Annotated in this window: 13 protein-coding genes and 3 pseudogenes; 5 read left to right on the forward strand and 11 right to left on the reverse strand. The window is 53.3% G+C overall.

The annotated features are described in order from the left end of the window. Nucleotides 1-279: 279 nt before the first annotated feature. Together ACR0FE_RS22245 and ACR0FE_RS22250 are read left to right on the forward strand one after the other, a co-directional pair. A pseudogene (locus ACR0FE_RS22245) lies at nt 280-1,221 on the forward strand (tyrosine-type recombinase/integrase); the annotation flags it as partial. Between the two features lie 55 nt (nt 1,222-1,276). After that, nucleotides 1,277-1,387, forward strand: a pseudogene (locus ACR0FE_RS22250) (hypothetical protein); the annotation flags it as partial. 58 nt (nt 1,388-1,445) lie between these two features. On the opposite strand, the gene ACR0FE_RS22255 reads toward ACR0FE_RS22250, so the two are convergent. The 3 genes from ACR0FE_RS22255 to ACR0FE_RS22265 form a co-directional block, all read right to left on the reverse strand. Next, on the reverse strand, nt 1,446-2,375 hold the full coding sequence (locus ACR0FE_RS22255) for a hypothetical protein (RefSeq protein WP_170619879.1): 930 nt from the start codon (nt 2,373-2,375) through the stop codon (nt 1,446-1,448). 437 nt (nt 2,376-2,812) lie between these two features. Then, nucleotides 2,813-4,465, reverse strand: coding sequence for an adenylate/guanylate cyclase domain-containing protein (locus ACR0FE_RS22260; protein ID WP_480915331.1), 1,653 nt, complete (start codon nt 4,463-4,465; stop codon nt 2,813-2,815). A 166-nt stretch (nt 4,466-4,631) separates the two neighbouring features. Beyond that, complete coding sequence (locus ACR0FE_RS22265) at nt 4,632-4,832, reverse strand: hypothetical protein (RefSeq protein ID WP_170609149.1); 201 nt, start codon at nt 4,830-4,832, stop codon at nt 4,632-4,634. A gap of 138 nt (nt 4,833-4,970) precedes the next feature. Between ACR0FE_RS22265 and ACR0FE_RS22270 the strand changes: the two genes are divergently transcribed. Together ACR0FE_RS22270 and ACR0FE_RS22275 are read left to right on the forward strand one after the other, a co-directional pair. Continuing rightward, the gene (locus ACR0FE_RS22270; protein WP_480441417.1) at nt 4,971-6,140 is read left to right on the forward strand and encodes an alpha/beta hydrolase; all 1,170 of its coding nucleotides are present in this window, start codon (nt 4,971-4,973) and stop codon (nt 6,138-6,140) included. A 141-nt stretch (nt 6,141-6,281) separates the two neighbouring features. Next, on the forward strand, nt 6,282-6,449 hold the full coding sequence (locus tag ACR0FE_RS22275; protein WP_480915333.1) for a hypothetical protein: 168 nt from the start codon (nt 6,282-6,284) through the stop codon (nt 6,447-6,449). Between the two features lie 46 nt (nt 6,450-6,495). Here the strand turns inward: ACR0FE_RS22275 and ACR0FE_RS22280 are convergent, their stop codons facing one another. Beyond that, nucleotides 6,496-6,981 (reverse strand): hypothetical protein, encoded by a 486-nt coding sequence (locus ACR0FE_RS22280; RefSeq protein WP_170611814.1) that lies wholly within the window; start codon nt 6,979-6,981, stop codon nt 6,496-6,498. 667 nt (nt 6,982-7,648) lie between these two features. On the opposite strand from ACR0FE_RS22280, the gene ACR0FE_RS22285 reads away from it, so the two are divergent. Then, a complete protein-coding gene (locus ACR0FE_RS22285; RefSeq protein ID WP_480915335.1) occupies nt 7,649-7,915 on the forward strand; it encodes a hypothetical protein in 267 nt (88 codons plus the stop codon). Nucleotides 7,916-8,108: 193 nt separating this feature from the next. Here ACR0FE_RS22285 and ACR0FE_RS22290 read toward each other — a convergent pair whose 3' ends face one another. The 7 genes and pseudogenes from ACR0FE_RS22290 to ACR0FE_RS22320 all read right to left on the reverse strand — a co-directional run bounded on the left by ACR0FE_RS22290 (nt 8,109) and on the right by ACR0FE_RS22320 (nt 19,166). After that, the gene (locus ACR0FE_RS22290) at nt 8,109-9,821 is read right to left on the reverse strand and encodes an adenylate/guanylate cyclase domain-containing protein (RefSeq protein ID WP_170611818.1); all 1,713 of its coding nucleotides are present in this window, start codon (nt 9,819-9,821) and stop codon (nt 8,109-8,111) included. A 71-nt stretch (nt 9,822-9,892) separates the two neighbouring features. Next, on the reverse strand, nt 9,893-10,042 hold the full coding sequence (locus ACR0FE_RS22295; protein ID WP_170611820.1) for an adenine nucleotide alpha hydrolase family protein: 150 nt from the start codon (nt 10,040-10,042) through the stop codon (nt 9,893-9,895). Between the two features lie 985 nt (nt 10,043-11,027). Continuing rightward, nucleotides 11,028-11,252: a hypothetical protein gene (locus ACR0FE_RS22300; RefSeq protein WP_170617497.1), complete on the reverse strand. Its 225-nt coding sequence runs from the start codon at nt 11,250-11,252 to the stop codon at nt 11,028-11,030. A 237-nt stretch (nt 11,253-11,489) separates the two neighbouring features. Next, nucleotides 11,490-12,881 (reverse strand): hypothetical protein, encoded by a 1,392-nt coding sequence (locus ACR0FE_RS22305; protein WP_480915348.1) that lies wholly within the window; start codon nt 12,879-12,881, stop codon nt 11,490-11,492. A gap of 51 nt (nt 12,882-12,932) precedes the next feature. Next, a pseudogene (locus ACR0FE_RS22310) lies at nt 12,933-13,343 on the reverse strand (adenylate/guanylate cyclase domain-containing protein); the annotation flags it as partial. Between the two features lie 145 nt (nt 13,344-13,488). Beyond that, a complete protein-coding gene (locus ACR0FE_RS22315) occupies nt 13,489-15,204 on the reverse strand; it encodes a mechanosensitive ion channel family protein (protein WP_480915338.1) in 1,716 nt (571 codons plus the stop codon). Nucleotides 15,205-15,503: 299 nt separating this feature from the next. Further along, nucleotides 15,504-19,166 (reverse strand): flavoprotein, encoded by a 3,663-nt coding sequence (locus ACR0FE_RS22320; protein ID WP_480915339.1) that lies wholly within the window; start codon nt 19,164-19,166, stop codon nt 15,504-15,506. Nucleotides 19,167-19,168 lie beyond the last annotated feature (2 nt).

The following is a 19,168-nucleotide window of genomic DNA, read 5'->3' on the forward strand; positions in this document are numbered from 1 at the left end:
CCACATCATGCTCTGAACATGCGCCCACCTGTGCCTGAAACCTTATTAGAGAAACCTCAATTTAGTGGTGCCGAACGAGGGGGCTAGACAGGTTCGAGTCCCTTCAGCGGCACCACTTTAACATCCAGTTGCGTCCGATTTTGACTGATAGTAGCTTGTAGTTGCAGGATTTCTACTGTCGGATTGTTCGATGTTGTCTTGCCACGTGCGCTGTAATCTACCCCCAAATGGGGTACCGAATTGGGGTACGTGCCACACGATGACTGGAAGGTACCCCCAATGCCTGTCTTGAGCGACGCACGGATTCGGGCTCTAAAACCTAAGGAGAAGCCCTACAAGCAGGCCGATTTTGACGGACTATATTTGCTGGTAAAGCCGAACGGTTCGAAACTCTGGCGCTTCAAGTATCGTTGGCTCCAAAAGGAAAAGCTGCTGGCGCTGGGCAAGTATCCTGAAGTGACACTGGCTGATGCGCGACGGAAACGCGACGACGCCCGCGGCCTGATCGCAAATGGCGAAGATCCTTCCAGCGTTCGCAAAGACAAAAAAGCCAGAGAAGAGGCAGAGAACAACGCTACCTTCTCCAAGTTGGCGGCAGAACTGCTGGAAAAGAAGCGCAGCGAAGGCCGTGCCGAAGCAACGCTGACAAAGACCGCCTGGTTTCACCGGCTACTTTCCGCAGACATCGGGAAAATGCCGATCACGCAAATAACAGCACGGGATATTCTGGTTCCGCTGCAGAAGATGGAAAAAAAGGGCAATCACGAAAGCGCCGTACGGATGCGGTCTGCTGCCGGGGCTGTCTTTCGCTATGCCATCGCCCTAGGACTCGCGGATAACGATCCGACCTATGGTTTGAAGGATGCCCTAATCCGGCCCCAGGTACAGCACCGCGCGGCAATCACTGATCCGGCGCAGGTCGGTGCATTGCTCCGGGCTATCGACGGGTTTTCCGGTCAAAGAACTACGCGCCTCGCGTTGCAACTGCTCGCGTTGACTGCCCTGCGCCCTGGAGAGTTGCGAATGGCGGAGTGGGATGAGATCGACGAAGCCAGTATGGCGTGGACCGTTCCGGCACATCGCGCCAAGATGCGTCGGCCTCACACAATACCGCTGTCCCGCCAAACCTTCGATCACTTGAAGGAACTGCGCGAACTGACGGGCTGGGGCAAGTTGCTCTTTCCATCGGTACGTTCATCCCAGCGCTGCATGAGCGACAATACTTTGAATGCCGCGCTGCGCCGCATGGGGTATGAGAAGGACGAGATGACGGCGCATGAGCGTTGCCGATGCGTCTGTGATGCCGCAAATGAACACCGGACACCCCAACGCGCCGGTGATTATGATTGCTGAAAAAGCTGCCGACATGATCGCTGGGCGCGTTTGAGTGAAATAATTGCTAAGCATCAGACAACCGATTTTTTGTGACAGGATCAGGCCCCGACCTAGAACCGCAGACCGAAGCCTATCGAAAAACCGGAAAATCCTTCGGCAACTACACCGTTTAACATCACACGTCCCGCTTGAACGGCTGGCAGACCGGTCAGGCGAGTATCAATCTCAAGTCCTACGCCAGCTGTGGCCAGCCAATCGGTGCCAAGAACGGTTGCACTGTCGCCGTGATACAGCACAACACCAGCATCCAGAACGAGTTGTGTTGGGAGTTCGAAGAGATTGACGTTTTCCAGCGGATAGCGATGACGTGAGAACAGGGTTGTTTGGTTTGAACTCGCACTTGCGTTCCCAGCCTCAGGCTCGTTGATCGGGTTAAAATCCAAGAATGTTTGACGGATACGATATTCCCCCTGCCACGATCCAAATTGCGCCTCTCGGAAGATACCAAGCGAAGCACCAACCCCGAATGCGTTTAAGTCTCCGTCGATCAAATCGTTGGAGCTAGATGCCGAACGCAGCAATGGAAAGCCGCCAAGAAAAGCATCCGCAGTCACTTGGCCAAGTGAAAGATGTCCGACCGGACGAACTTTCCACTCGTTTACCAATGGAAATTCCCAACCGATGCCGACCGTTGCTGCCACGCTTGACCAAGTTACATCCAACTCAGTGCCGGGGGCGATCTCTGGAAAGAAGAGTACCGGGTTATATTTTTGATAGGCAACAAGACCCTCTACATACAGCCCGTTTTCAAGTGGCTTGTAACCTCCTCGCAGTTGCGTCGAGCGTAGACTCTTGGCACCTCCGGAAGCATCAAGAAAAGAAAACGAGGATAGAGTCTCGTTTGGGGTGGCGGCGATACTCAAGACGGACAAAGCCGCTCGCGCTGCAGCCTCAGAGGCATCAGGGTCCACGCTTTGAGCATTGGATGGACTAGTTGAACTTGCAGTTGAAAACACCGCGAAAGCAAGAAATCGTCTCAATGTACAGGCTCATTTGTCGGATAAAATGGAAGACTTAGCGATGTCCCTTAAGCTTAGCATTGCCGGGATAAGAATGCCCCGCCTTTTGCCATATTTGTTTTGCTGTTAGGCAATTTGGTCTCGATTGTGAGGGTCTCGCCCCCAACTGCTTCCTTAACCGCCTAAGAGGGGACCTAAATTGGGGAATACCAGTCAGCAATGTGAATTGAACCCGTCGCCGCAATGTCCGCTCCGCATTGATAACCCGTATCCAACAAAAAGTGGCAGGTGACAGCTTCGAGCCCAAAGCGACCCTGAAAAATGACGCAACTCGTCGCCCGCGGTGAATGTAGATAGCGAGCTTTAGGTTGGGTCGTGGTAGAATATCGAAAGGCGAGAACGTCTTACATATCTGCCATTCGATTATTAGCCTACGCTCTAGTAACCCATCTAAGCCTCTATGCTTGGATCGGTTCACCTGGCAACCCTATAGCCTCTCTGATGGGGTCAGGCAGATGAAGATTTTGTGCGAGGATATCCGCTTTTTCTGACAGCGCTTCCGCACGTTCTGCAGCAGTTTCTGCTTTGGGGTGCATTCCGGACTTCCTGAGTATCCACGCCTTCACTAACCAAAAGTGTCTGCAGTAGGGGCGCATTTCAGTAGCGTCTGAAATTGCTTCGATCGCGAGTTGCTTATCACCTGCCATCATGTGGGCAATCGAAAGGGGATAAAGCCGGTACGGAAGAAACGGATCCTCGGTGGAACGACTCACGGCCTTCGCTAAACTTTTCCGAGCAGCTTCCCAGTTGCCGGCAATAACTTCGGTGTAACCGCTCGCCTCCATACCCAAAACGTAGCTGGGATTCAGTCTGAAAATCCTATCAATGTCCTTCCGGGCGCCATGCAGATCACCCGCGAGGCGCGCGCGCACCTGCGCCCGCGTATACCAGCAGTAGTCAGAGCGAGGCGCAGCCTGAACGGCCTTGTTCGATGACTCTATGATCCGCATTCGCAAATCAGGATCAGCCTCGCGATAGCATGCTTCTAAGGGGTACAATTTGGCTTCACACCACATTGCAAGCCCGGACCCGTTCTCGGGATCAAGTCGAAGCGCTCGCTCCAGCAATTTACCCGCATGCCTATAGTCCTCGACGGTGGCACGGTAAAACAGCATTGCCGCTCGGGATCTCAACTCACTTGGGCTCAATTGATCGTCTGGAATGTCATTAAGACGGTCACCGTCAAACGCATTGATCTGCAGACGTAAATCGTCTGACAGCAGTTCTGCAGCCCGGTCGCTTAGTTCAAACAAATCCTTTGAATCTCCGTTTAGGAAGCGCGACCAGGTTACCTGTCCATCTCCCAACCGAGTAAGGCTGGACGATATCCTTGCTTCAGTCTCCCGGCAGCGCAACCTGCACCTCAGGCTGTAGGTTGCTTTGGTCTCGGATGTTGAATCTGTTGCAATTACACGCACACCTGTGCGGCGCGAAAGACTGTGAACCAACTGCTCCTGCAGGTCAGCGCAAACCTCAAGAGTCTCTCTCGTTTCGGGAGCACTTGTGACCGGCTCGACCGCAATGGAAGGCAATTCGGTTAGTTCAATTTCACGCTGCGTGGCGGGCCGCCATTGAAACCCATTCACCGGATTAGCAAGATTCTTCAAATCGAACGTGCCCGCATCGCTGAAACCCGCCGAGAACTTATTGTCCAACTGCCGCTTAAGGTCTTCGGAGATCATCACACCACCGGGTGGCGCTTCGGTTTGCAGGCGGGCGGTGATATTTATACCGGCGCCATAAATGTCGGCCTCGTCTTGAACGATCTCACCGAGATGCGCTGCCATCCTCAGCCTGATTTTCTTATGGTCGACCAATCCCAATTGCACAAATTGAGCGGTTTCGATTGCCGCTGATACTGAAGGAAAGGCAATAATCCATCCATCGCCCATACGCTTCAGTATTTCGCCGCCTCTTTGTACGGCCTCTGGTTCCAGTAGTTTATCCCGAAGTTCGTGGACCAGCTCGATTGCGAGCGACTGATCCGCCTCCATTGCGGACGTATAGCCGACCAGGTCGGCCATCAAGATTACGGCCAGGCGAGCTTTCATAAAGCAAGGTTAAGACAACGCTCAGGTATTGTCATCTTTTGAAGCGGGCGAAGCGGCTTCTGGGCATCACCAAAGCAATGCAATGAATGGCGGCTTCGTCCGCAAAGCAGACATTGAACTGATTTGATCGAACATCCGCTTCGAGCCCAAATTGGTCTTTCGATTTTCACAGCCGCGTAGTTGCCGCAGTTCGTGGCAACTCAGATTTTCGATGCCGTGGCACCGCGGAGAAAACCTGCGCCGCGAACTCATGGAACGTCGGGCGATAGGGACGCGATAGTTTTTCGGCAGCGCGATCAGCTTCGGTCAGCGGGGATAGGTGATCGGGCAAATGCTTGAGCAGGGCGGTATCAAAAGGGGCATTCATCGTCTTTCTCCTTGTTCCTGTTGCCACTGTGACAGGGGTAAAAGATCTTCGCTTGAAGACAGCCCTTAGAAATCCCTGTGAATTCATTTGGATTTGTCTAGAATTTCAAAGATCATCTTGGATCAAAGGTTTGTCTCATTGTTTTACCGTTTTGGAGATTGCGAACTCGACACTGCCAGCCGCCGACTGAAATGCGCCGGTCTGGAAGTTGCCATCGAACCGCAAGTTTTCGATTTGCTGCGGCTTCTGGCGGAGAACCCTTCAAGATTAGTGACCAAAGATGAGATCATTGACGCCGTCTGGGGCGGACGCGTCGTTTCCGAAAGTGCCGTCAGCGCCCGGATCGCTGCAGCACGCCGTGCGATTGGAGACAACGGAAAGCAGCAGAAGGTAATTCGGACACATCACGGGCGAGGTCTGGAAATGGTTGCTGTTGTTACAGGCGGCGACGCCACCGACCGCCCAAATTTGGAAAAACCAATGGCTCCCAAGGTGCGATACACGATCTCAAAGCGCGGGCACTCTTTGGCCTATCTTGTTTCCGGTTCCGGGCCACCGCTGTTTCAACTTGATGGTCCGCCGCTTAGCAAGGAGAAGGCGTGGCACATACCGATCTTGCGAGATGGCTATGATGCCTATCGAGAGGGTCGTACGCTCATTCAAATGGACTGGGCCGGAACGGGTCTGTCGGAGGCGTTGGATGAAGCGCTTAGCATCGAAGAGAATGTCGAGGATATGGTCGCCGTTGCCGATGCCGCCGGGTTAGACCGATTTGCTCTCATGAGCGAATCTGGTGCGTGTTTGCCAGCCGTCCTATTCGCTGCAACGCATCCTGAGAGGCTCACACACCTTGTCATGGTTGGCGGGTATGCAGAGGGCCGCGGGATTCGTGAGGCGCAAGGCCAGCCCGAGGTCTTGAAGGCTATGATGGAGGCAGGTTGGGACCAGCATGAAGGCGGGATCGCCACTGCCTTTCTCACGGCCTATTTTCCCGAGGGTCCGGCCGAAGGCGTGCGGCAAATGGTGGGACTAATGCAGGAAAGCGCCTCTCAGAAATTCATGCTCGAACATCGCGACCGGTCCAACAATGCATCAATCATCGATGTATTGAAGAATGTCGAATGCCCGACTCTGATCATTCAAGGTCGTAACGATTCAATACATCCCTTGGTGCAGGCGAAGAAACTTGCTGCAGGCATTCCCGGCTCGGAGCTGTTGGTGTTGGAAAGCGCGAACCACTTGCCTGTCCCTGGCCACCCAACATTCGATGTGTTTATCCAGGCGCTCCGGGGTTTTCTCGATGCCTGACAGATAAGGCGCGCGGCTGGAGGCAATGGCTCCTTCGTCCGCAACTTGGTCATTCCCGCAATAAATCTGAATGTCCGCCCACCCTAAAAACCGAGCAACCTCCTGCATCTAAATAAAGAAGCAAATGCAGGAGTTTGATCCATGAAGTACTTGTCTGCCCTCGGCGTTCTCGTCGGGGGTTTTCTTTTGCACCCACCGCACAAGGCTGTCCTGACGACGATGCTCTGGGTGGTGTCTCGGTCTCATCCCGCTGTCTCGGCGCTGGTTCTGCTGGCGGTCCTCTGGACGTGGAGGCCCGACGATGACTGAGCTGAAGCTTGTCTGACGTCAGCACCAATGGGACAGTTTGAAAGAGTTACTGCGACGGAGCTTTAGCCGGTGAGTATCCCTGAGTGCTGGACAGCGCTTGGCTGTCGCGTTGTTTGAATACAGGACCGCCAGCAAATCCGGGATCGATTTCGATTACATAGAGCTGACCCGCCTTCGCCTGAAGCTGTAATTGAGGTTTCTCCATAATCACCAATCCAAGTCCTACGTTCAAAACGCTCGCCACAGTCTCAGCATTCAAATTTACCGTTCCGGGGCTGACTTCTTGCACATGGCGTGTACCAACAGACATGTCTGCCACAGCATTACCGTTTACAAAGACCCTATAGATATTTGCGCTGCCTGCAAATTCGTTTCCACGGAAAAATACAACCATTGAACGATTCGCTGGAACGGTTGGTACTAGGCTCGTTGTTCCTTGATTTCCAATTGAATCGGTTGTCTTTGGAGATGGAGTTTCGCATCCTGCAATCAAGAGAGTGGCAATTGTCGCGGCGATGGGTAGAAGCTTCATTTCCGGCTCTCCTAGATCATTCTCCGAGCTTCGGTATTTGGAAAACCAGATTAATGAGAAACACTTTGTCATGTATTGACATACGTCAATATGAAGACCCCACCTACTTATTTGCGCCAGCAGCGTACCTGTGCAGTTGTACGATTCTGCAACCTGTCTCAAGGTAGTGCTCCGCGTCTGGGTAGATTGCACATCCTTTCCGCATTGGGCTCCCATCAGTCATTCGCAGCACTAGGATTGAACGTCCGCCCCCCCAATCCGCCAGCACCAGCGACCCCCGTCAGCCCCCGGAACGACTCGTCAACGGTCCAGTCCTACGGACGCCGTCAGCACTAGAGAACGGCCTCTCCGGCGGTCAGAAGTGCCCCATGCTGACCCGCTGACGCTCCATTCCGCCCGTCGCTTCGCTCAGCAAAATGCCCCCGAAACCGCCCCAGTTTCTCGGGCTTCGCTGAAAAGCTCTTAGGTTTCATCGGACGGCAAGGATTCCTACCACCCCAGCCAGTTCATCAGAACATGGAACGAGACTAGGCACTTGGGGCTAAAGACCCCTCACATCAGGGACTTTCTGTTCGCGGATCAAGGTATTCAGTTGATGAACCTTGATAGTCAGATAGCGGAGCGCGTCCATCGGCACTTCTGCGATCGGGCCGTTCCAGTCCTATCCGTGCATGACAGTTTTATTGTCGATTACACCCGCGTGGGGGAGCTGAAGCGGGTGATGGCCGAGGCGTCTACTGGAGTGGCTGGTGCACCGTTACCCACATCGAACAAGTTCTACGGGCTGGACGAACAACCCGATCCGAACTCCGACCACGTCAAAGACTACATCATCTGGCGGCAGACGGCCCGGTCCGAGGCGTATCTTCAACGGCTGGCGGAACATGAACGGAGAACAGGGCGAGAGGTGGTGCCGTTCGAAGCTCAAAATTGACGCTGCAGAAATAAGTGGGCCGAGTTACCGGACAGACGAAGGGTTGAATTGTGCATAAATCAGTTTCTAACACTCCGTGAAGTCACAGGAAGCTATTGCTGTGATCATTCAGTTCTTTCATCTTCAATTTTGTGACCTGACGTTCACTTGGAGCGGTGCGAAGCTAAAGCCTTTGCAAAAACGCTACGGATACTCATTTTGGCAACCCTGCTTTTAACCAACCTTCGCGCCAACTATCTGCACAGGATGGAACAGTGAATATTGGCATTTGTGTCTGCGCTGAGGCTGCAGTCAGGCCCGGGCGCAACGTCTGAAGGTCCGCTACCGCTTTGCGAGCTGCAGCATCATCGGTGAGGTGTCCCAAAGCAGCAATCAGCATAAGATGGCTCATTACGAAGTTTGAGCGTACAGATAAAGCTTCTCGGCAAGCCTTAGCCGATTCTTCATAACGCCCAAGGTGAAAAAGCGCGCTAGCCTGAGCAAGGTAAGCAGCGTGGCGCAATGGATCGTGAGGGCTGAGCTCAACAGATTGAACCGCGTGACTTAGTGCTTCCTCTGGACGATCAAGAAGAAAAAGGTTGATGGAGCCCAGCATATGGACCGTTGCGGCATTTGGATTTTGCTCAAGAGCTTGTTTGAAAGCAACCCGCGCGCGTGGCAGGTCTCGCGCCAGCATAGAGATTGAATGCGCAGCGTACGCCAACGCGATGCCGTCTGCACGATCGCTCAACAGAACCCGCTCGGCTGCCTTAATAGCCTCTTTCGGCCCTTCACCAATTGGCTCAAGCCCTTGAACCATTCGCTGAATATGCAACCAAGCCAACAGCCCTGACGCGGATGCGTATTCTGGATCACGCCTCAATGCGAGGTTTGTCAGACGTATGGCCTCTCGATTGTCTTGATCCGTTAAAAGATGGAAATGCGATTGTGCTCGAAGATATAGTTCATAAGCTTCCAAATTTTCCGTAGGTTTTGCCCGCGCTCGGTTAGTTTCGGCGTGCCTTAAAGACGGTTCAATCGCGGTTACGACCTCCAGCGTTACTTTGTCTTGAAGGTCAAAAATATCATCAAGCACGCCGTCGAAGCGGTCTGCCCAGAGATGACTGCCGTCTTCCGCATCAATCAACTGCCCTGTAATGCGGACTCGTTGACCTGCTCGTCTGACTGAACCCTCGAGAACGTAGCGCACTCCAAGAATGCGACCCACTTCGCGTATGTCCGTGCTTTTTCCTTTGAATGTAAAAGATGAATTTCTTGCCACGACCATCAGCCAACGGAAACGAGACAACTCTGTGATAATGTCTTCGGTGATGCCGTCCGCAAAAAACTCCTGTTCGGGATCACCAGACATATTGTCGAATGGCAGCACTGCAATCCCGGGTCTGACATCTGCCTTTTCTGACAGATTGGCAAAAGTGCCCTTTGGCCAGCACCAAACACCAATGCGGCGCGTGATGTTTTTGAGTTCTGTCTGCTCACCGCCATCGAATTTGGATGCGTCACCTCGGTCAAGACTGTTGTGAGATGTGTCCGATATCAAAACCTGATCCGGTTCGGCCAGCGCTTCGAGACGAGCGGCGACATTTATTCCGTCACCAAAAATGTCATCGCCTTCTGTAACGACCTCGCCAGTATGAATGCCAATTCGAAGCTTGATGCTCTCTGGTTTCTGCGCTGACTGTAATGCAATAGCGCAATCTGCAGCGTCTGATGTGGACTTAAACTCGGCAATCCAACCGTCGCCCAAGCTTTTGATCAATGTCCCCCTGTGGGCTTGCAGCAGCGACTGAAGTGTATCTTCACGGAATGATCTAAGCGCAGCAATCGTACCTTCACGGTCATGATCCATCAGTGCTGAATATCCGACGATGTCCGCCGCAAGCACTGTGGTAAGCCGTCTGTCCATTCGTTCCCCCGTTTTGAGGAACTTAGCGCGACACTCAACTTCTGTCAGCCCGACAACTTTGCCTTTGAGCGTTAAACCCTAAGTCCCAAACTGCTCTCAAAATCCATTCCATGCTGGAGATCATCCCAGATGCGGTCGACCAACTCTGCCACCTCTGGATGGTCCGACCAGCGATGAACGTCGATTGGCCGCGAGTGCCATGGGTCCTCTATCTCCCCCATAACCTCCTCCTTCCTCAATGTATTACGGATCAGGAAGGAGGATACTCGGGTCTCTCTATCCTCCTGTTTCTATTCATTACTTATACCTATTCCCCACCCCCATAGAACTCCTGCTAGAGGTCAGGAAAGAGGAGGAGTCAGGGGGAGTCAGAACACCCGAAACCACTGGGGCATAAACGGGGGCATTTCTCGGAGGGTTTAGCCCCAAGTGCCTAGTCTCGTTCCATGTTCTGATGACCTGGCTGGGGTGGTAGGAATCCTTTCCCACCGATGAAACCTATGGGCTTGTCAGCGAAGCCCGAGAAACTGGGGCGGTTTCGGGAGCATTTAGAGGGTCAGCATGGGGCATTCTCGACCGCTGGAGTACCCGTTCACTGCCGCTAGAGTGACCACTAGCTGGCGCTGACGGCGTCCGTAGGACTGGTTCAGGGGGCTGACGGGTGCCTGCCTACTTTTCCTGTCAGGCTGCGAAGAAGCGACACCGCTGGCCGCAACTGCTCTAGTCTACCCTGGGGTAATCGTTGCAGCGCCGGTTCTAATTGCGGCCAAAGACGGGGATATCAGGCAGCCAGTTCTGGTGAAAACGTCTTCGGGCGCTCCACTCACACCAGATTTTAGCGGTGCGGCACGTGCGACGTACACAGTTGAAACATCGACGGTTGTTTGTACTGGAAAACACAAGCTTAACGAACGCACTGTAGTTTTCGACAGCACTGCAGCGAGTGGATACAAGAAGCAATACAAAATACCTCTTGCGTGCAACCAAGGACTAAAGGGGCTTGCATTCTTTGCGCCAAGAACTCCTGCGGACGATGGGCCGGTCACAACGGCCAGCGTGAGCGTCGGACCGAAGAACGTTCCTCTGGACAAGTTTGAAAGACTAGGCGATGAACGGTTTGGTTGCTACGGACCTTTTCGAGCGCGGGGCGCTAACGTCGATCCATTCAGCGTGAAGTGTTACGATGCTGGAAAACCTGATAGCCGCTTAGGCGACTTTTTCAGCGTTTTCGCGCAGACGGGGAACACCAAGAATACAGACGAATTTACCGTTTGGATATTTCCCCCAAACTAAATACTGGAAATGATTGCTGGGGCCACAAAGCAGCCCTTCCGAAAGTTGCCACATGCTGCGCTGCCGTGAAAGGCCGGTTTGTCCGGATAGTGTTGAAAATCTCCAGTTTTGGCCCACTCGCTTTTTCGCGATTTCCATCGCGTCAGCAATGTTGGCACCACTTGCCCAGAGTAGGCCATGACAGCCTCTCACATAGCGGAACCAATGCTTTGGCCGACCCCCTGGCCCAAAACTTCAACCGCCTCTCAATGTGTAGTTTTTTCACCGGTTTTGGCCAAAACTGGGGTTTTTCAACGATACCCGCCCGAAGCAGACGTTCGGTACAGGATCGGCAAGCCCGCAAATCATAGCTGGTTTGAAGATCACGCGGTATCATCACTTGGTGGCCTCTTCCGGTTGCACCGGGTAGCCAGCAAGGGTCAGGCCTTCCATTATTTTGTCAATAAGCTCTTTGGGCATCCCACGTGCGCGAAACGGTGCACGCGGATCTGACTGGTATTCGGGGAACTGCTGTTTGATATATTCTACGGTCTCTTCAGCCTTCTTTTGCTGCCCGTTTAGGGCATAGCTGGCCGCAAGACTTGCTTTGTTCATGGGCAATCTACCCGCCGCAGCCAACTGTATTTTGATTGCTTCCTCGTAATCACCGCGAGAAATAGCATCCAGATGCGCCGCATAGGTATAGCCCGAATGCAGTTTTGGGTTGAGCGCCCGTGCCCGGTCGATCCAAGCCAACCCCGTTTCAAAATCACCTGAATAGGCAAAGAAAATACCCAGATCAGCTAGAATCCAAGAGTCATTCGGGTTCAGTGCCACCGCACGCTCAGCATGTTTACGGTAGACATCCATGCTCTCACCCAGCAACCGGCTCCGTACTGCCAGTGCGTAATATGCATCTGGGTTATCGGGATCTGCTTCGATGGCATGTTGAACCGCGTCAAAGCTTTTCTGAGCCCAATCGGGATCAAGGTCGTAAGAGTTCTTTTTTGAATCAAGGTAGTTGTACGCGAGGCGCGACCAACCCAATGAATAGCCTGGCTCTTCCCGCACGGTCCGCAGCAGACAATCGCGTGCCTTTCGGTGCTCGGGCAGTGCAAAGGTCTGATAAAACCAGTGTGCGGTCATAAAGCACTCATATGCATCGAGGCTTTCGGGCGCCTTTTCGCGGATCGTTTTCAGAACATCGGCCTTGAACAATGGGGCATCGCTCGATCCGATAAGCGAGGCAATCTTGCTGGCGACTTCCACCTGCACGTCCAGAACGCTCGCAAGGCTCAGGTCGCTTTCAAAGGGGCCAGGAGCCTGAAGCTGCAGACAAGTTTTTGCATCGGTAAACGTGGTGGTGACGCGAAGCTTGTCGTCAGAACGCTGCACCGTGCCACCCAGTATGTAATCCACAGCCAGCTCATCGCGGATCGCTTGGCAGTCCGCATTTTCTCTGAATGCCTTGCCGGCCCCTGGCGCCAATACGAACAGGTTGGTGAACTTGGCGAGCATCACGTTAATATCGCGGGTCAGGCCATCGCTGAAATAGTCGTCCTGCGGACCGCCGCCGACATTCTCGAAGGGTAGGATCAGCACCTTTGGTCCGGTTGGCAGGGCATAGGCCTCTTCTTTTGGGTAGAACTGGTACGCCAAACCTGCAAGCGCCAGAACAGCTGCAGCAACCACGGCGCCCAATTTTCGACTATCACGCCGCGGTACCGGCTTAACCGCCTTGTCCGCTGGCCAAGTCCAGAGTTCCACGCTTCGAGTGATGTTCTTCAACTCGTGGATGCCAGAATGCCCGAACTCGACATCCAGCTTTCCTGTGACCATTTCGGCAACCGGTTTCGATACAACGATCCCGCCGGGGGGCGCCAAGGCCTCGAGCCGCGCAGCAACATTGACCCCATCACCCAGCAAGTTATCACCCCGGACCATTACATCACCAAGATGAATACCAATGCGAAACTGCAGCCGTTTGGGCCCTGGGCTTTCCGCGGCGCGCCGGGCCATATCCCCCTGTGCAGCCAATGCCGCCTGTACCGCTTTGACCGGGCTGGAAAATTCAGCCACCACGCTGTCCCCGGCACTACCGAAGATCCGACCGCCATGGCTTGAAATTTGCGCGTCAATCAGTTCCCGGCAGACCGTCAGTTCGGCCAGAGCCGCTTCCTCGTCCTCGCCCATTAGCCTTGAATATGCGACAGCATCCGCAGCGAGGATTGTGGCCAACCGTCGTTCCATAAGAACCTCTCAGTGACTGAGTTTAGCCTAATGGTGAGATTTTTCTATGCGCGTTAACGAGCAGCTTCGAATGTCGACTCTGTCCGCACAGCGGTCACTGATGCTCTGCGCAGCGGAAGGTCCAGATAGAGCCCAAAGTAGTCGTTTATTCTTTCGGAGATTCGCTGGTACTTGCCGCTGCAACTGCCGCAAATTGCTCAGCGCTCGGTCGATCGCCAGTTCCTTCAACTTCTGGCATCGCGACCCGCACCTCTTTACGGGCAAAATTTATACCTGCATCGTCGAAAGCAGCCTTTACACGGGCCTGCAGTTCCGCGCGGATAGTAAATTGTTCACCAGGCTTAGTCATGAACTTGCCTCTGACAACCATACCGACATCGTCGAAATCAAAAACTCCCTGGCTCTTAAAGGGTTCGATAAAACTACCCGCGAAAGCCGGGTCGTTCACCATATCTTCGCCGATCTCCTTAAACTTCCGTTTAATGACTTTCGGATCAGTGTCATAGGGTACCGTGAAGCTGAGTTTTACAATGACCCAATCGCGACTGAAATTTGTAAGTTGAGCAATCTGCCCGTACGGGATTGTATGAATGGCGCCGAGATGGTGGCGAAGTTGCATTGACCGGATTGAGATCTTTTCGACGTTCCCCATAGCGTCACCCACCTGCACGTATTCTCCTTTGCGAAAGGCATCGTCCATCAGGAAAAATACGCCGGACAAGATATCCCGAACCAATGCTTGTGCGCCAAGCCCGATGGCAATACCGCCGACGCCGAGACCAGTTACTACTGAATAAGCCGGGAAACCGAACCTTTGTGCGGCCGCGACTATGAGCGCAAAAAGAAAGAGCCCTACAACGATCCAACTCGCAACAGTTAACAAAAGTACCCCTGCCGAGTTTGGCTCCAAACCTCGCGCCCAACTGACAACATCCACAAAAACATTTCCGGCAACAACGATAATCCAACCCAATAGAACAAAACGCAGGACGGCCAGAATATAGGCAACGGTGATCTGAGTATCGCCCGTGAGATTGACGATTTCATCCACAAACCATGCTGCTGCTATCGTGAGTGCGAGCGCAGCAAGCAGAGTTACAAACTGGTTTAGCCTTTTCGCGCGCTCCTGCTCTTGCGTTTCCGCGGTGCCTACCGAGCGCGAAGTGCGCAAAATAGGGATAAACTGCACGGTGAGCAGTATTGTAACCCCGGCCAGCGCGATCCATTGCCAATATGTTTGCTCAAAAACGACCAGCTTGCTCCAGTCCGGCAAGCCTTCGCTCCACCTGAGCGCGATCCCGGGTCCGGGCGTCGTCAGATAGGCCGTGTACAGGCCCGGTGACGAAGTGTCGATGTAAGGCAGTTCGCGTATCGCATCATAATATTCGCGGATATTCTGAGCGGTGCTGGCGGAAAAAAGGTATTCGCCGGTGCGCGGCCCGCTTTCGACAAGAGCAATTGTTATTGGGGTATTCGGGACGCGCCATTTGTTTGGCGTTTCATCGTCAACGGATGGCGCCTGAGTGATGTCCGGTAGCCCTATACGATCAAAAATTTCATCCAACAGTAAAGCAACTTCAATGGACTGGCTGCGCCGGATTTCAGGCGGAAACAGCGACATGTCAATCGTCGCCGCTGCTCGACGTAGAGGCAGTATTGTATCCGATCCTTTAGCATCAGGCTGCGTTGCGATCTTGTAAACATCGGCCATCGCGGCAACAAAAGCTTGCAAGGTCGCCTGCGGGCTTCCGGTCTTTGGTGGCCGAAGGGGGTGTTCCACAGACTGCGCTAAAGCCACCGAAGAAAGTAGCGTTAGAATGGTGAATGCTACAGCGCAGATGACGCGGTTCGAATTAAGCATTTTTGAACCAACTTTTTTGAATATCAGTTACTTACATAGCTCGTCTGGCGACGACATAAAATTGTCGGCACATCCGAGGATATATCGGGGTCCAAATTGGCAATTTTGCAAATGCGGTGCAGCCAAGTAGCGGACCAAATTATCATCTTCGAATGCCGCTCGTCATCAGTTGGATCCGATAACGATGTGGTCTAAAGTCTCTAAACACGGGTAACCGATCAGGCGCATTCGCTCTACGGGCCTGGCACTGAACGTTGACTGCAAAAGACACTGTGATACTCCAACGGCTATATCATCTCCTAAACGCTCTCTGTTTTCGGTGTCGCGATGGCCATCTCCTGCGTGTACTCGGAAACGATTTCAGACGTGCCTGCAGCAACTGCTGCTTGGTACTTCTCCGGATTGACAATGAAATAGCAAAAGGCTTTTTCAGTTTTGCCCGCTAATTCGACCGCAATTGTTTTGCGAACATAAGTGTTGCCTTCGCGGTTGATGGGGTCGTAACCCTCAAGGTTATCAAGCTCTTTCAATCCCTGCGCCGTCACGCGGTACACCTCGCCGCGGACATGTTTGCCCGAACCTTTCTTATCCACCAACGTCGCCATGCGATGTAGGAAACCACAATTAGGATTGTCGCAGGCCGGTTCTTTCTGCACGATCAACGGCATGGTCTGTGTAGTTGTCGCCGCGCCAACAAAATCGCTCAGCAGCTTTGCGTTTTTCTCATAATTCGGGAATCCGCGCTTCAGCGACCCATACGTAAAGTAGAGGTATGTTGTGTCATTGTCGTCGTCCAGCGCGTCGTCTTCATCTAAATCCTCCTCCTGCGGCAGATCACTACGCACGTTCTCGGCCCACTCGTTGAGCAACTTCCGGGTTTCGTCTGAAAGTTCGACGTCAGGGTCCAACAACATCCGCATGCAACTCAGAACCTTGAAGTCGCCAGTGTCGAGGATCAGCCTGATGATATCTTCTGCGCCGTTCTTGATGGCAACGTGCATGGCAGAGTAGCCAGCAATGTTGACACTGTTCACGTCGATACCGAGTTTCAACAATTCTTCGACAGCGGCGACATGTTCAATGCCGTGGGTGGTTCCTGTGCCCAGTGTCTCGCCGGGGCCACCGCAAGCAAAATGCAGCAATGTGTCTTTTGTTTCGTGATCGAGTACATTCACACCAACCACATCTTCCCGTATCATTCTGAAAATACGATCCCACAGTAGGTGATCGCGCGACATGGACGCTTCTTTCGCCCATTTGATAATGCGGTCCGGTTGATGGTCCAGATCATCAAATGCAATGTTCAGAGCCGTGACGATTTCGCTAGGAGTGGCCATGGCACCGATACCCATTGTGCCATTCGAGAGTTTGGAGCGGCGCGGCCCCGCAAATGTTCCTCCAAGACGTTTTAGGATAGCGACATTGTTCTGCGTCGTGATGTTGTTCCACATATTCGTATTGCAGGCAGGGCAAAATATGACGGGTTTGGTGTGATACTGCCAGGCGACAAAAACCGACGTCAGCAGCGTATCTCCGATCCCATGCGCAATTTTCCCCATTGTGTTACATGTAATTGGTGCCACAACCACGCAATCCGCCCAATCGCACAATGCGAGGTGAGAGGCGCGCACCGCCATATCGAACTGCGTATACCGGAAGTTCCATTCATCGCTGTCGCGGTATACATCTTTGGGGGTGATGTGGTCGTAAATGTCGTATGCCTTTTCGTCTCGTTCTTTCACATCTCTGAAAAAGTGCTCTGCGTGGGGTGAAGGGATCAGTTTCACGTTGTGACCAAGGTCGGTGAGCTTCTGCACAAGTTCCGGCACTTTATCCGCCGCAGAGGAGCCGCAAGCGCAAAGCAACACATTGCGCTTCCCGTCGCGTGGCTCCGTCAAACCGCCCTTGGGATATCCGTAGTCATTGTGCTCCAGGCTCGGTGTCTCGGTTTTTAACAACACGCGCAAGCCGGCCTTCTTGATGTCTTCCTGAAGTCGCCCGGCGATATAGGCATCCATAATGTCTTTTCTTTTGCCGAGGTACTCGCCTTCGAGGAACAAATACGGCACCGTGGGTTTGCTTGTCATTTTTTCAAGCTGCCGCCGCATGCGTGTCGCAAGCGTACTGTCGCCGGACACATCAACCTCAACCAGATCCTCGGCGCCGATGTTGTTCAAGACACTATGCAGCATGTAGGACCACGGATCTTCGTCGTCATAAAAGAGGATCAGTTTATGGTCTTTTAACAGCTGCTGGACATCGCCCGGGTCACGCGGCATTTCTTTTTCTTGAAGTACGACCATCTCGGGATCATTGTTGTCGCGCAGCCCATGAAAGAGAGCTGTGCGGGTTATCTGCCAGACTTGCGAAGTTGCAGGGCTCATATCCACGAGGGTGACGTAATCGGTGTCCTCATTGTATCCGATACAAAGGCACCAGAACTCCTGCAAAAGCGCTGTTTCTGTGAAATCGCTACTGGGCAGAGCCACGGCATTGTGTCCGAGTACCTTGTTCAGATCGATGTTGATCTGCAAGTGACGCTTTTTCTGGTGCGGTTCGTCTTTATCGGGAGAATCAAAACTCTGGTCCGGCTTATGCGTCTCAGGAGATTTAAGGGTTCGCAACTGCGCCTCGAACCAAGCCTCCGCCGTGTCCGGGCTTTCTTTTGTTCTCGTGTTGAACGAATGAAACTCGGCTTTGACGTGCAGATCTTCCATTTTAGCAAGATACTTCCGCGCAATTTTGCTGAGCTCTGCGGCCGATCTGACCTTGCCGAGCGACTCCGTGTAGGAAAGTTCTGCCACCCGCATCAGCTTGTCTTCGCTGGCACCGTGATCTCCGAAAATCTCGAAGCTTTCCGCAAGAACACTCAAACCGTTCAAGTTGGGTGTGGAGCGTCTGAACATCTCATGCCGTTTGTCATTCGAGATGCTTAGATGAATGGTGCTGTCCACGTAACGGATCTCACGTTTGATCGCTTCGAGTTCGGTTGCGACCGCACCGCGGGCTGAGAACCGCAAGATTCCCCTTGCGCGGTGCGAGCTTCCGTCGCGATCGGACATCGCTTCGTAAAGCCGGCCGACCGTTGTCACCCACAGCTTGCCATACTTCTCCGGGTGAACATCCATCATATGCAGCAAGCCGGTGCTCGGGTTGCATTTGGCGATCACGGCAAAATGCCCCCCGGGCATCGGACGACCGTGTGCAATGCCGACCTGAAAATTGGCAACAATGATATCGTCTTTGCCCGCAACACGCTCGGATTCGAGAATGGCTTCCATCAACGTTTCCGCGCTGGTTGTTTCAGGGTCCATGAAGAAAGGCGTCACTTTGACCCGATCCCGAAGACCAACCGTGTGGATGTAGTTGCAAGCGATATCGAAAAGCTCACCCAGCGCGATACCCGTGTTGACGACATAGGAACTCGGCAAGTTGACCTTCCGGAAGATGTCATTGACCTCGCAAGAGAAGCCAAGTGCGGTCATACTCAACGCCGCAGCAGTAACGCTGCAGCAATTGATGGATTGCTGGAAGTCCTGCATGTAGACATTCACCAGGTCGCCAAAGAGCGTTGAGACAAATACTTCGCGTGTCTCGTTCTTCAGATCGCTCCATTTGTTGCGCGACAAGTAAGCCAGAGTTGTGTTTTGCTCTGCTTGGGCGGTCAGGCCAACCGGCAGTTCCGTATATGCAAGGTGCGCCTCGTAAAAATAATCTCCCGTTTCGGCGCGCGCGAGCTTCTCGTCAGTTTGCAAAAGGGCGATATTGCCCTCGAGCACAACATACATCCCGCTTGGCGGCAGGATATCTCCTTTGGCGACGTTTAAGACATCGAATGATGCTCGCAACTCGAGGGGTTCGCTTAACGTCACCGCATCCGGCAACGCCTCAAGAACGATAGCCCATTGATCGTCGCTTACAACCTGCGTTGTTTCGGTCCCCAAGGATTGTGTCTCGGTCATGG

The organism is Ruegeria sp. K7 (assembly GCF_056531785.1).

Coding starts and splice junctions, on each gene's coding strand:
- ACR0FE_RS22260 (WP_480915331.1), bottom strand. CDS start 4,465: ATGAAAGCTCGCCTGGCCGTAATCTTGATGGCCGACCTGGTCGGCTAT.
- ACR0FE_RS22265 (WP_170609149.1), bottom strand. CDS start 4,832: ATGAATGCCCCTTTTGATACCGCCCTGCTCAAGCATTTGCCCGATCAC.
- ACR0FE_RS22275 (WP_480915333.1), top strand. CDS start 6,282: ATGAAGTACTTGTCTGCCCTCGGCGTTCTCGTCGGGGGTTTTCTTTTG.
- ACR0FE_RS22280 (WP_170611814.1), bottom strand. CDS start 6,981: ATGAAGCTTCTACCCATCGCCGCGACAATTGCCACTCTCTTGATTGCA.
- ACR0FE_RS22290 (WP_170611818.1), bottom strand. CDS start 9,821: ATGGACAGACGGCTTACCACAGTGCTTGCGGCGGACATCGTCGGATAT.
- ACR0FE_RS22295 (WP_170611820.1), bottom strand. CDS start 10,042: ATGGGGGAGATAGAGGACCCATGGCACTCGCGGCCAATCGACGTTCAT.
- ACR0FE_RS22300 (WP_170617497.1), bottom strand. CDS start 11,252: ATGGAAATCGCGAAAAAGCGAGTGGGCCAAAACTGGAGATTTTCAACA.
- ACR0FE_RS22315 (WP_480915338.1), bottom strand. CDS start 15,204: ATGCTTAATTCGAACCGCGTCATCTGCGCTGTAGCATTCACCATTCTA.
- ACR0FE_RS22320 (WP_480915339.1), bottom strand. CDS start 19,166: ATGACCGAGACACAATCCTTGGGGACCGAAACAACGCAGGTTGTAAGC.